This is a genomic window from Flavobacterium sp. PMTSA4 (genome assembly GCF_032098525.1).
In the GTDB taxonomy this organism is placed as follows: Bacteria; Bacteroidota; Bacteroidia; order Flavobacteriales; family Flavobacteriaceae; genus Flavobacterium; species Flavobacterium capsici.
In genome coordinates this window covers 2,126,407-2,139,830 of record NZ_CP134890.1, presented here as the reverse complement: position 1 = coordinate 2,139,830, position 13,424 = coordinate 2,126,407, and the positions used below count along the sequence as shown (strand labels likewise).

At 31.0% G+C, this 13,424-nt stretch carries 13 protein-coding genes and 1 tRNA gene; 4 read left to right on the top strand and 10 right to left on the bottom strand.

The window, feature by feature from the left end; all coding sequences use genetic code 11:
- Window positions 1-6: 6 nt before the first annotated feature.
- The 5 genes from accB to pdxA all read right to left on the bottom strand — a co-directional run bounded on the left by accB (window position 7) and on the right by pdxA (window position 3,538).
- Window positions 7-486 (bottom strand): acetyl-CoA carboxylase biotin carboxyl carrier protein, encoded by a 480-nt coding sequence (gene accB / locus RN605_RS09750; RefSeq protein ID WP_313324469.1) that lies wholly within the window; start codon window positions 484-486, stop codon window positions 7-9.
- A gap of 25 nt (window positions 487-511) precedes the next feature.
- On the bottom strand, window positions 512-1,510 hold the full coding sequence (locus tag RN605_RS09745; RefSeq protein ID WP_313324468.1) for a beta-ketoacyl-ACP synthase III: 999 nt from the start codon (window positions 1,508-1,510) through the stop codon (window positions 512-514).
- A 150-nt stretch (window positions 1,511-1,660) separates the two neighbouring features.
- Entirely contained in the window at window positions 1,661-1,855 is a 195-nt protein-coding gene (gene rpmF, locus RN605_RS09740) for a 50S ribosomal protein L32 (protein ID WP_313324467.1), read from the bottom strand.
- 8 nt (window positions 1,856-1,863) lie between these two features.
- Complete coding sequence (locus tag RN605_RS09735) at window positions 1,864-2,406, bottom strand: YceD family protein (RefSeq protein ID WP_313324466.1); 543 nt, start codon at window positions 2,404-2,406, stop codon at window positions 1,864-1,866.
- Between the two features lie 85 nt (window positions 2,407-2,491).
- The gene (gene pdxA / locus RN605_RS09730) at window positions 2,492-3,538 is read right to left on the bottom strand and encodes a 4-hydroxythreonine-4-phosphate dehydrogenase PdxA (RefSeq protein ID WP_313324465.1); all 1,047 of its coding nucleotides are present in this window, start codon (window positions 3,536-3,538) and stop codon (window positions 2,492-2,494) included.
- A gap of 60 nt (window positions 3,539-3,598) precedes the next feature.
- Here pdxA and RN605_RS09725 point away from each other — a divergent pair, with 60 nt between their 5' ends.
- A complete protein-coding gene (locus RN605_RS09725) occupies window positions 3,599-4,204 on the top strand; it encodes a riboflavin synthase (protein ID WP_313324464.1) in 606 nt (201 codons plus the stop codon).
- Here the strand turns inward: RN605_RS09725 and RN605_RS09720 are convergent.
- The 3 genes from RN605_RS09720 to mce form a co-directional block, all read right to left on the bottom strand.
- Entirely contained in the window at window positions 4,201-4,419 is a 219-nt protein-coding gene (locus RN605_RS09720; protein WP_313324463.1) for a hypothetical protein, read from the bottom strand. The genes RN605_RS09725 and RN605_RS09720 overlap by 4 nt on opposite strands.
- Before the next feature lie 189 nt (window positions 4,420-4,608).
- Window positions 4,609-4,682, bottom strand: a tRNA-Ile gene (locus tag RN605_RS09715).
- A 52-nt stretch (window positions 4,683-4,734) separates the two neighbouring features.
- Window positions 4,735-5,136: a methylmalonyl-CoA epimerase gene (mce, locus tag RN605_RS09710; protein ID WP_313324462.1), complete on the bottom strand. Its 402-nt coding sequence runs from the start codon at window positions 5,134-5,136 to the stop codon at window positions 4,735-4,737.
- Window positions 5,137-5,196: 60 nt separating this feature from the next.
- Between mce and rbfA the strand changes: the two genes are divergently transcribed.
- Together rbfA and RN605_RS09700 are read left to right on the top strand one after the other, a co-directional pair.
- Window positions 5,197-5,589 (top strand): 30S ribosome-binding factor RbfA, encoded by a 393-nt coding sequence (rbfA, locus tag RN605_RS09705; RefSeq protein WP_313324461.1) that lies wholly within the window; start codon window positions 5,197-5,199, stop codon window positions 5,587-5,589.
- Between the two features lies 1 nt (window position 5,590).
- Window positions 5,591-6,790: an ABC transporter permease gene (locus tag RN605_RS09700; RefSeq protein WP_313324460.1), complete on the top strand. Its 1,200-nt coding sequence runs from the start codon at window positions 5,591-5,593 to the stop codon at window positions 6,788-6,790.
- Here the strand turns inward: RN605_RS09700 and dusB are convergent.
- On the bottom strand, window positions 6,787-7,779 hold the full coding sequence (dusB, locus tag RN605_RS09695; protein WP_313324459.1) for a tRNA dihydrouridine synthase DusB: 993 nt from the start codon (window positions 7,777-7,779) through the stop codon (window positions 6,787-6,789). The genes RN605_RS09700 and dusB overlap by 4 nt on opposite strands.
- A gap of 146 nt (window positions 7,780-7,925) precedes the next feature.
- On the opposite strand from dusB, the gene lepA reads away from it, so the two are divergent.
- A complete protein-coding gene (gene lepA / locus RN605_RS09690) occupies window positions 7,926-9,722 on the top strand; it encodes a translation elongation factor 4 (RefSeq protein WP_313324458.1) in 1,797 nt (598 codons plus the stop codon).
- A gap of 53 nt (window positions 9,723-9,775) precedes the next feature.
- Here lepA and RN605_RS09685 read toward each other — a convergent pair whose 3' ends face one another.
- Window positions 9,776-13,423, bottom strand: coding sequence for an ABC transporter permease/M1 family aminopeptidase (locus tag RN605_RS09685; RefSeq protein ID WP_313324457.1), 3,648 nt, complete (start codon window positions 13,421-13,423; stop codon window positions 9,776-9,778).
- Window position 13,424 lies beyond the last annotated feature (1 nt).

Here is a 13,424-nt window from a genome sequence, read left to right as displayed (position 1 = left end):
TAAAAATTATGATGGGTCAACTAAGAATAAAGGTTGGTCAAATTCTACTGGTGACATGTCGTCAACAAGAATTTTAACTATTTTTCCTGAAACTTCTGATTCAATTTCATTGAATAATTTCATTGCTTCAACAACACATAATACATCACCTTTACCAACAGAACTTCCTACTTCAACAAATACAGGTTTGTCTGGAGCAGGTTTTCTATAAAATGTTCCAATCATTGGTGATTTTATTGTTACGTATTTTGAGTTATCATCTGCTGGCGCTGAAGCAACTGGCGCAGCAGGTGCGGCTGGTTGAGCAGCAGGTGTAGCTTGAACTACTTGTGGCATTGGTGCTTGTTGAACATAAGTAACATCAGGAGTGTTTCCTTCAAGAGTAGTTCTGATTGTAATTTTTACATCCCCTGTTTCTAACTTCACTTCAGCAACTCCTGTATTGGATACAAATTTGATTAAGTTTTGAATTTCTTTTAAATCCATAATAGTTGTTTTTAGAATTATTAGTTTATTGTTTGTTGTAAGCCCATTTTAAGTAGATAGAACCCCAAGTAAATCCACCACCAAAAGCAGCGAAAATTAGATTATCTCCTTTTTTAAATTTATTTTCAAAATCACTCAATAATAGTGGTAATGTAGCTGAGGTTGTATTACCATATTTTTGAATATTTACAAGAACTTTATCATCATCTAACCCCATTCGACTGGCAGTTGCATCAATAATTCTTTTATTCGCCTGATGCGCAATTAGCCAGTTTACATCGTCTTTGGTTAAATTATTTCTTTGCATAATTTTTTCACTGACATCTGCCATTCCAGAAACAGCATACTTGAAAACAGTTTTTCCGTCCTGAAAAACATAGTGTTGGCGATTTTCAACTGTTTCAGCAGAAGGCGGAAGTATTGAACCACCAGCATCAATCTTTAAATATTCTCTTCCGATACCATCACTACGTAAAAATTCATCTTGAAAACCAAGACCTTCTTCATTTGGTTCAAATAAAACTGCACCAGCACCATCACCAAAAATAATACAAGTTGCTCTATCAGTATAATCAATAATTGAAGACATTTTATCGGCACCGATTAATAATACTTTTTTGTATCTTCCTGATTCGATATACGCAGCAGCAGTTGACATTCCGTAAAGGAAACTTGAACATGCAGCTTGTAAATCATAAGCAAAAGCATTTACTGCTCCAATTTGAGTAGCAACATAAACGCCAGTTGAAGCTACAAGCATATCTGGAGTTGCTGTTGCTAAGATTACTAAATCTATTTCTTCGGGATTAATATTTGCTTTTGAAATTAAATCTTGGGCTGCTTTAATTGCTAAATAAGAGGTTCCTTTTCCTTTTTCTTTTAAAAGGCGTCTTTCTTTTATGCCTGTTCGAGTTGTAATCCATTCATCATTAGTATCAACCAAAGTTTCCAAAACTTGGTTAGAGAGAACAAAATCAGGAACATAAGATCCAACTGCGGTTATTGCGGCTGTTTTTTTATTCATAAATTGTTATTTTCTTTTCTTTTTTAGAAAAGTTGTGGAAATTACAAATTTTTTTCAATCCTTTACTAATTTAGATTGGATATTTATCAAAGTTAGTCAAAACAAAAAACTCTCACAAAGTGAGAGTCTGTTTTTTTATAAAAACTTTTATTATGCTTCAGCAACAGATTTATCAATAACTACTTGTCCTCTGTAGTACATTTTACCTTCATGCCAGTAAGCTCTGTGATATAAATGTGCTTCTCCAGTTACTGGACAAGTTGCAATTGTAGCAGCAGTTGCTTTATAGTGAGTTCTTCTTTTGTCTCTTCTTGTTTTCGAGGTTTTTCTTTTAGGATGTGCCATTTTCTATATTATTTATCCGTTAACAGTTTTTTTAATTCGTCCCATCTTGGGTCAGTATCGTCTTCTTTTTTATCTTTTTCTTTAATTTCTTTGACTTGTAAATCTTTTAATTTTTCCAAAGCTTCAGATTGCAATGTGCCATCTTTTACTCCTGGATGAATTCTTTTATGAGGAATTGATAATACAATCATTTCATAAATATATTGTGATAAATCAATTTGATGTTCGCCATGTGGAAGAATTAATAATTCATCATTATCATTATTAAATTCATCTCCAAATTGAACAATCAGTTTTAATTTTCCTTTAATTGGTAAATCAAACATTTCTCCTGTTAAATCACACGGAACATTAACTGAGCCAGCATGTTTAAAAAGGATTTCAAGCATTGTTGACTTTTTTTCAAGAACAACATTTACTTTAATTTCACAATTTTCAAATTCATCAAAACTAAATTCGTCAAAGAACTTTTTTTCAATTGTATATTCAAACTGGTGTTTTCCTAACTTTAATCCAATAAATGGAATTAAATATTCATTCGTACTTTTCATCTACACAACAATTTGCCCCAAACTTTCGGGAGTGCAAAGATATAAAATTATTGGAATTACAATAAGCTTATCAACATTTTTTTGTTTATAACTGTTTTTCTTTTGTTTTCAAGGGATTAGAGCTTATTTCTTTATACTCATTTCGTGAATTATAAATATCAATAGCAGCATATACTGCTTCTTTAAACGAATTATAGTCTGCAATTCCATTTCCAGCAATTTCATAAGCTGTTCCATGATCAGGAGAAGTTCTTATTTTACTTAATCCGGCAGTATAGTTTACTCCATTACCAAATGAAAGCGTTTTAAACGGAATTAATCCTTGGTCATGATAGGTTGCAATTACGGCATCATACTTTTCATATTGATTACTTCCAAAAAAACCATCAGCAGCATAAGGTCCAAAAACTAATGTTCCTTTTTCAAATAGTTTTTTTATTGTAGGTTTTAGTAATTCATCATCTTCTTTACCAATTACACCATTATCACCAGCATGAGGATTTAATGCTAAAACAGCAATTCTAGGTTTGTTTATGCCAAAATCTTGAATAAGCGATTTCTTTATTGTTTCAATTTTTTGAATAATTAGTTTTTCATTCAAATGTTTGGCAACTTCATTCACAGGAACATGATCAGTTAATAAACCAACTCTTAAATTATCTTGAATCATAAACATCAAAGCGTTTCCATCAAGTTCTTGGTTTAAGTAATCAGTATGTCCAGGAAATTTGAATTCTTCCGATTGAATATTATATTTATTGATTGGAGCTGTTACTAATACGTCAATTTCATTTTCTTTCAAAGCTTTTGTAGCGGCTGTAAAAGATTTTATAGCATATTTGCCAACGGTTTCATCATTAGTTCCAAAATTTATATCTACTCCTTCACGCCAAATGTTCAATACATTTATTTTACCAATAACTATTTGTTCGATTTTATCGATACCGTGAAGCTGAGCAGTTAAGTTCAGCTGTTTTTTTATAAAGGAAAGAATTTTAACATTAGCAAAAATCACTGGAGTGCAGAGTTCTAACATTCTATTGTCTTCGAATGTTTTAAGAATTACTTCGCTTCCAATTCCGTTTAAATCACCGATCGAAATTCCAACGATAATATTTTCTGCTTTTTTCATAAGAAAGACTTGTTATTTATTGCTAATTTTGAAGTGCAAATTTAGTAAAATAAAACTACAATGTTTACAGGGATAATTGAAACACTAGGTGTGATTAAAGAAATTGAGAAAGACAAAGAAAATTTAAACATAACTATTTCTTCTTCAATAACTAAAGAATTAAAAATTGACCAAAGTGTAGCGCATAATGGAGTTTGTTTAACCGTTGTTGCCATTGATGGTGATGAATATACAATAACTGCTATTAAAGAAACAATTCTAAAAACAAATTTAAACGATTGGAAAGTTGGTGATGTTGTTAACCTTGAAAGAGCTATGAAGTTAGGAGACAGACTTGACGGACATATAGTTCAAGGACATGTTGACCAAATAGGGTTTTGTAAATCTATAGAAGAATCCAATGGGAGTTGGTACTTTACTTTTGAATATGATAAATCTTTGCAAAATGTAACTATTGAAAAAGGTTCAATAACAATAAACGGAGTAAGTCTTACTGTTGTTAATTCAAAAGATAATGAATTTAGTGTTGCAATAATCCCGTATACTTTTGAAAACACGAATTTTAAAAATTTTAAAAATAAAACAAAAATTAATTTAGAATTTGATGTTATAGGTAAGTATGTTTCTAAACTTTACGGTATGACAAATAAAAAAGCTTCTAATTAATTAGAAGCTTTTTTTATATATTGATTTTTGTAAACTTTATAAATTCCAAACAGAATACTAACCACTACTAATACGACAATACTACCATCAATTGGTAGTCCTGGCGGCGGCGGCGGCGTTGATGGCGGTGGCGGTTCTGGTGCAGCAAAACCTATGTTTGATAGCAGCAAAACCATTGCCAATAAGATAGATATTCTATTCGGGACAATTTTCATAGTGCGTAAAAGTATAAAAAAAATCTAATCTTCAAAATTTTTTAAAAATTTTATCTATTAAATTAATGTTTATATAATCTTTAAAAAGCCTAATAATAGTCAATTATTATACTAATTTATTGAAATATACGAATAAATATGCAATCAAGTTTTAATAAAAAAGACCTCAAAAGAGGTCTTTTATTATTGTGGTCCCACTTGGGCTCGAACCAAGGACCACCTGATTATGAGTCAGGTGCTCTAACCAACTGAGCTATAGGACCAGTTTTGAGGTTGCAATATTACTACTATTTTTTTTTCGTTGCAACTATTTTTTTATTGTATTTCTTGGCAAAGCTCAATTAAAACGCCATTTGTGCCTTTTGGGTGTAAAAAAGCCACAAGTTTGTTGTCTGCTCCTTTTTTAGGGGTTTCGTTTAAAACTATAAACCCTTCGCCTTTCAAGCGTTGAATCTCTTTTTCAATATTTTCTACATCAAATGCAATATGGTGAATTCCTTCTCCTTTTTTATCTAAAAACTTTGCAATAGGACTTTCTGGATTTGTTGCTTCTAAAAGTTCAATTTTATTCGGACCATTCATGAAAAAAGAAGTTTTTACACCTTCATTTATAACTTCTTCCTCTTTATATGGAGGGTTTCCAAATATTTTTTCAAATAATTGATTTGAAGCTTCAAGATTTTTTACTGCAATTCCAATGTGTTCAATTTTTCTCATAAATTTTGCAAAAAGCAAAGATACTAAAAAGTGAAGATGATTTTTGTGTATTTTTGCAGTATGGAAACGAATAGACAGAAAAAAATTGGCAGTGTACTTCAAAAGGATTTAGTTGATATTCTTCAAGGTGAAGTTCGAAAAAACGGAATTACAAACTTGGTAATTTCTGTTTCAAAAGTCAGTGTTACAACTGATTTGTCTATTGCAAAAGTATATTTAAGTGTTTTTCCTCAAGACAAAGCAAAAGATTTATTGGAAGCTGTAAAGACAAACGCACCGTTAATAAAACACGATTTATCTCAAAGAGTAAAATTACAACTTCGAAAAGTTCCAAACTTATCATTCTATATTGATGATTCATTGGATTACATTGAAAAAATAGATAACGCACTTTCTGGAAAAGATAATCCAATTGAAAATACAGATTTACTAGATAAACGCAAGAAGTTTTAATTTGAATTTTCCGCTTTACATAGCTAAACGATACCTTTTTAGTAAAAGCAATAACAATGCTATCAACATTATTACCGGAATTGCATCCGTTGGGATTATTGTTGGAACTATAGCACTTTTTGTGGTGCTTTCAGTTTTCTCAGGATTAAAAGTTTTTAGTTTATCTTTTTCAAATGATTTTGATCCTGATTTAAAAGTATTTCCAGCCAAAGGGAAAACAATTTTAATTAGTGATTTACAAGAAAATCAACTAAAAAAAGTTAAAGACATTTCGATATATTCTAAAGTAACAGAAGAACGTGTTTTGTTTTATTTTAGAGGAAAAGAAATGGTTACTTACTTGAAAGGAATTGACTCTAATTTCACCAAAACCAATGTAGTTTCTAAAAATCTTTTTAATGGTGAATGGCTTTCCGAGAAAACACCTGAAGTTGTTGTTGGTTATGGAATTTCGGAAAAATTATCTTTAGGGTTATTCGATTTTAATAATCCATTTGAAGTATTCGTGCCACGAAAAGGAAAAGCAATTATTGAAAGTGAAGCCGAAGCTTTTAATAAAACCAAGTTAATTCCGATTGGAATTTATGCAATTAGCGAAGATTTAGATAGTAAATATGTTTTTTGCGATTTAGAATTATCGCAAAATTTATTAGAATACAAACCCAATGAATTTTCAGCCATTGAGATAAAAATAGATTCTTTAGCAGATGAAGATAAAGTAATTGAAAATGTAAATTCTATTTTTAAAGGTAAAGTAATTATTAAAAATCGTGCGCAACAAAATGCAACTCTTTATAAAATGTTGAATACTGAAAATATTGCAGTTTATCTAATATTTACCTTAGTGATCATAATTGCTCTTTTTAATTTAGTTGGAGCATTAATTATGATGATTTTAGACAAAAAAGGAAATTTAAAAACGCTGTTCAATTTAGGAGCTGAAGTTAAAGATTTGAAAAAAATATTTCTACTACAAGGAAGTTTGTTAAGCGTAATAGGAGGAATTATAGGGCTAATTTTAGGGATAATTATAGTTGTAATTCAACAAAAATATAATTTGGTAATGATTACTTCAACTTTGGCATATCCAGTTGTTTTTTCTATTCAAAATGTTTTAATTGTTTTTGTTACAATTGTAACTTTAGGAGTGTTTTCTAGCTGGATTGCAAGCAGCAGAATTAATACTAAAATGCTTGATTAAACAAACTGAAAACCAGAATAAACTTGTTGAATTTCGTTCAAACTTTTATATAATTCTTCAGCTGATTCTAAAGTAACCAATTTCAATCGGTGTTCTTTAAAATTTGGAATTCCTTTGAAATAATTGGTGTAATGACGTCGCATTTCTACAATACCAACGCGTTCGCCTTTCCAATCCATAGACCAAGTTAAATGATTTCGGGCTGCTTCAATTCTATCAGACATTGTTGGTTGAGGCAAATGTTCTCCAGTTTGGAAATAATGTTTAATTTCATTAAAAATCCAAGGATAACCAATGGCAGCACGACCAATCATCATGCCATCAAGGCCAAATTTATTTTTGTATTCCAATGCTTTTTCAGGTGAATCAATATCACCATTTCCAAAAATAGGCATTGTAATTCGCGGATTATTTTTTACTCTGGCAATATGCGACCAATCCGAATGACCTTTATACATTTGAGCACGAGTTCTTGCATGAACAGTCAAAGCTTGAACACCAATATCTTGCAGTCGTTCGGCAACTTCATCAATATTAATAGAATTTTCATCCCAGCCTAAACGTGTTTTTACCGTTACTGGAAGATTGGTTCCTTTAATTACTGCTTTAGTCAATCGAACCATTAAATCAACATCTTTCAAAACACCTGCGCCAGCACCTTTACAAACTACTTTTTTCACAGGACAACCAAAATTAATATCTACTAAATCAGGTTGAACCGCATCAACAATTCTGGAAGACATTTCCATTGCTTCTTCATCACCGCCAAAGATTTGAATACCTACAGGTCGTTCGTAATCAAAAATATCCAACTTCATTTTACTTTTCATAGCATCACGAATCAATCCTTCAGAAGAAATAAATTCTGAATACATTAAATCAGCACCATGAAGTTTACACAATCTGCGAAATGGCGGATCGCTTACGTCTTCCATTGGAGCAAGAAGTAAAGGAAAATCAGGTAATTCTATGTTGCCAATTTTAGGCATAAATGGATATTTTTTTGCAAAAATACTAAATTTTGTTGGTTTCAAGTTTTAGCTGTAAAGTTTCAAGTATATAAGTCAAAACTTTGCTTTATATTTGCCGATTAAACGCAAAGCTATTTTGCTGTAAAATTGAGAGATTCAGGAAGATGAAAAACATTAGAAATTTTTGCATCATTGCACATATTGACCACGGGAAAAGTACGTTGGCTGACAGATTGTTAGGCGCAACACAAACCGTGACTGCACGCGAAGAAAAAGCACAGCTTTTAGACAATATGGATTTGGAACGTGAACGTGGAATTACCATAAAAAGTCATGCGATTCAAATGGAATATATGTATAAAGGCGAAAAATATATTTTAAACTTAATCGATACTCCAGGACACGTAGATTTTTCATATGAAGTTTCTCGTTCTATCGCTGCTTGCGAAGGTGCTTTGCTTATTGTTGACGCAGCTCAGAGTATTCAAGCACAAACGATTTCCAATCTGTATCTAGCTTTAGAAAATGATTTAGAAATTATTCCAGTTTTAAATAAAGTTGATTTACCAAGTGCAAATCCTGAAGAAGTAAGTGATGATATTATTGATTTGTTAGGTTGTAAATTAGAAGATATTATTCATGCATCGGGTAAAACTGGTTTTGGTGTTGATAAAATTCTAGAAGCAATCATTGAAAAAGTTCCAGCTCCAAAAGGAAGTGTTGATGAACCTTTACAAGCATTGATTTTTGACTCACATTATAATCCATTTCGTGGAATTGAAGTTATTTTTAGAGTAAAAAATGGAGAAATCCGCAAAGGACAAAAAATAAAGTTCATGGCTACGGGCAATGAATATTTTGCTGATGAAGTTGGAACATTAAAACTAAACCAAGTTCCAAAAGATAAAATTTCTACTGGCGATGTTGGTTATTTGATTTCTGGAATTAAAGAAGCCAAAGAAGTAAAAGTTGGTGATACTATTACCGATGCCAAAACACCAACAACCAATATGATTACTGGTTTTGAAAACGTAAAACCAATGGTTTTCGCTGGAATTTATCCTGTAGATACCGAAGATTTTGAAGATTTACGTGCTTCAATGGAAAAACTACAATTAAATGATGCTTCATTAGTTTTTGCTGCAGAAAGTTCTGCTGCATTAGGTTTTGGATTCCGTTGTGGTTTCTTAGGAATGTTACATCTTGAAATTATTCAAGAACGACTGGAACGTGAGTTTGACATGACGGTTATTACAACAGTTCCAAACGTTTCTTATTTGGCTTATACCAAAAAAGAACCCGATACTGCAATTGTAGTTAACAATCCATCTGATTTACCAGAACCTTCAAAATTGGACAGAGTTGAAGAACCATATATCAAAGCAACCATCATTACCAAATCAGATTTTGTGGGTAATGTAATGAGTTTATGTATTGAAAAACGTGGAATTATAACCAATCAAACCTATTTAACAACCGAAAGAGTTGAATTAAATTTTGATATGCCATTGGCTGAAATTGTTTTCGATTTTTACGATAGATTGAAAACTGTTTCTAAAGGTTATGCTTCTTTTGACTATTCCCCAATTGGAATGCGTCAGTCTAGATTAGTAAAATTAGACGTTTTATTGAATGCACAATCGGTTGATGCACTTTCTGCCTTAATTCACGAAGATAATGCCTATAACATTGGTAAAAAAATGTGTGAAAAACTGCGAGAATTGATACCAAGACAACAATTTGATATTCCTATTCAAGCAGCAATTGGAGCAAAAATTATTGCTCGTGAAACTATAAAAGCGTTACGTAAAGACGTTACTGCTAAATGTTACGGTGGAGATATTTCTCGTAAACGTAAATTACTTGAAAAACAGAAAAAAGGTAAAAAGAGAATGCGTCAAGTTGGAAATGTTGAAATTCCACAAGAAGCATTTATGGCTGTTTTGAAATTAAATGATTAAGTATAAAAAACCCCGAAATTTTCAATTTCGGGGTTTTTATTTATTAGTTTCGGTTAAATTTTTAATCGATTATCATCCGATTGTGTGTCTATCAATTTGTTATACGGATCAACACCAACTTCTAAAGGTTTTTCTTTTACAATAACTGTGATAGAATTGTTGATTTTATCAACTTTTACTTTTTTCAAGTAGAGTTCTTTGTCTTTCTTCTTTCCTTTTACAGTTTGCTCTGAGAAAACACCAATTTCAATATAATCTTCTAAAGGAAATGACTCGATAGTATATTTACTGTCTTTCTTTTTAAAAGTTAAGGTTTTGCCGTTTTTGTCTTTATACAAACGTTTTCCGTTATCATCGGCTTTGTATTTTGAAACTAAAAAGACAATTTTTACTTCATATGTTCCGTTTGGAAGCTTTTTAGAAGTTGCTTTTTCAACTCTATTATCATAAAGAGTTATAGTTTCAAACATATCGTTGATAATATATTTCAAACTGTCTGGAGTTGCAGCATCCAATTCTTCCACAAATTCAAGTGAATTAGTATAAGGTGCGTCTTGAAATGCTACTTTTTGAATGTATTGTTTAATTGCATCATTCATGTTTTTTTCGCCAATATAATCGCTTAAAGCATAAAGAACCAAAGAACCTTTATTGTAATGAATATACTGTTGATTTTCATTATACATCAACGGTTGTTCTTTTTTGTTTTCAAAAGTTCGTCCTTGTAAATAACTATCCAAAGCATCTTTCAAAAATTTACGCATTTGTGTTTTTCCATAGGTATGCTCTAATACTTTTAGCGAACTATACTCTGATAAACTTTCAGAAAGTAATGTTGCGCCTTGAACATTTGCACCAATAACCTGATGAGCAAACCATTGATGCGCAACTTCATGAGAAGTTACAGAAAAAGGATAATCAACACCATTTTCATCTTCATCATCAACAGCAGCAATAAATCCAATCGCTTCCGAAAAAGGAATGGTGTTGGCAAATGATTGGGCAAAACTTCCGCTAGTTCTTGGAAACTCAATAATACGAACTTGTTTATGTTGGTATGGACTAAAGTTTTTGGTATAATAATCTAATGATTTTTTCACACCCGATATCATTCGGTCTAAATTATACTCGTGACCTTTATGATAATAAACTTCAATATTAATGTCGTTCCATTTGTCCTTTTTAACTTCATATTTTGCTGAATTAAAAGCATAGAAATTCAACATTTTTCTATCCATTTTATAATGAAAATAATTTCTGCCGTCTTTTGTCCATTTTTTTGTTAAATAACCTGGAGCAATAGCAGTTTGGTCATCTGAAGTACTAACGGTTGTTTCAAAAGTTACCCAATCGGCATCATTACTTATATATGTGTTTTGACGTGCGATAGAATCTGTTGGTTTTGGCATTCTGTCGCGTGGTTTTAAACCGTATTTTTTTCGAACATCATCATCGGTCAATTCACCTTGATCAGAATAACCAATACTTGGAAACATAGAATTATTAATAAATGTTCCGTTGTATTCTACAGGAGAATTATCTCTGAAAATGCTATTTGGTTTGTTTTTAACTCTAAATTTCATCTGAATTGAATCTCCAGTAGCTAATGATTTTTCCAATCGATAAATGTCAAAATTAAAAACAGTGTCTTTTGAAACTAATTTTGTTTTTACATTAAATGATACTTCGGTTTCCTCGCCATGATTAATATAAATAGTATCAATCGTAACATTAGTTTTGTTTTTTAAAGTATATGTTCCATTAGCAACAAAGTTTCGCTCTTTTGGAAACAAATCCATATCAACTTTAATGTCGGTAATTCTAGGTTGAGGTTTGTGTTCGTATTTTTTATATTTCTTTTCCCATTCAACCATTTCTTTTTCAATTTCTTTTCCCGATTTGGTTTTGTTTACTACATTGTTTTGATAGTAAATGGTACTTCCAAGTGCTATAAAACCAATAAAAGATATTGTTAATGGCATAACAATTTTTGAATTAATTCTTTTGAAAGCGTCTTTGAAACGTGCTTTTGCAGATTGACCAATTCCTCTTGTCCAAAACAATAAAGCCAAACAGAAAAAGGTTATTCCAAGTAAGAACCAGTAAGCTTTATAAATTAAATATAGACTCAAACCATGTCCATATCCATTCATGTCTGAATAATTAAAGCCTGAATCGCTGTTATAAATAAAAACATCTTGCTCAACACCAATTGCAGGAAGGAAATTTAGGCCAATAGATAAAATCAGCAACACAAAAAATCCTAACATGAAGTTTTTGAAAAGAGTTTGAATTAAAATTGCCAAAAACGCCCAAATCATAAAGTGAATTAATTTTAATCCTAATAATTCTTTGAGATAATGGCCAATTTCAAAATCATAAAATCCAGAGTAAGTTTGATATAAAACACCTGCAACCATTATTACCATCAATAAAACTAACTGCATTTTTACCAAAGCAATAAATTTTGAAGTCAATAAAACCCAATTTGGAACTGGAGTTGAATCGATTAAATGGTTCATTCTTGTTGTTGCACCACGATGAATCAGCATTCCTGCAAAAAGAAAAGTTACTATATTAATAAAAAGCCCGAAAGTATTTCCTGGAATTAAAAGCATTTGCCAAGTAACAGGATAAGTATTAGTCCCGAAAATTTCTCCTGCAACAGAAGCTGTTAGTATTATAAAGAGTAAACCAACAACCATAATGCTTATAAAAACCCAGTTTTTCACAATAAACTTGAAGTCTATATTTGATAAACTCCAAGTAGTTTTTAGATTCTGTTTTAATGAATAATCGAAAGATACTTCGGGTAAATTTATTTTTGTAATTCCACCAAAATTATTTTTTACAACGCGTTCTTCATTTTTACTTTTTCCTAAAGTTAAAGCAGTTTGCGTAAATGAAAAATAGCGATAAATCAATACAAAAAGTAAAACAGAAACACCAAGCCAAATCAATCGGTTATAAACAATTGCACCTTCAAATGGAAGCAAATAATTGTTCTTTTCATACATTGTCCAGTATTTGGTGTAATAATCCAAAGCATCAGAACCAAATGGATCAAAAAGTGAAACTAAATATTTATCGTCTGCTTTTTGAGTGAAACTTCCAATTAATCCTTGAATAAAAAGCAATACAATTACTGCAATAAAACCTACAGAAATATTTCTTGTAATAGTTACAATTGAAAAAATAATTACACCATAAAACAACAAATTTGGAATAACAAAAATCAAATAAGTTTCAACATAAGCCATCAATTTATGCGGACCAAGTAAATCTTCGTTAATTCCTGGCAGAAAACAAGCTAAATAGGCAGCTAAACCAATAAAAAGCGTAATAAATACAACTACTAAAAACGAACTGAAGAATTTCCCAAAAAGATAATCACGTTTGGTAAACGGATAGGAAAATAAAATAGAATGCATATTGTATTTAAAATCTCTATAAACAGAAGAGCCAATTATTGAAGGCAACAAAAAATAAATAAAAACTGTTAACTCGTTTATTATCGAGTTTAAAGCAATTGGCGAATTTGAAATTGCTTTAGAAGATGTGGTAGTTTTAAAAGTATCAAAAAAGCCCAAACTACTTGCCATGATAAACAAAGAAAGTAAAAAGAAAATCCCAGCATATATGTATAATGTTGGATTCTTAAACCATCTTTTTAGTTCGAAGGTGAAAATGGTTCCAAACATA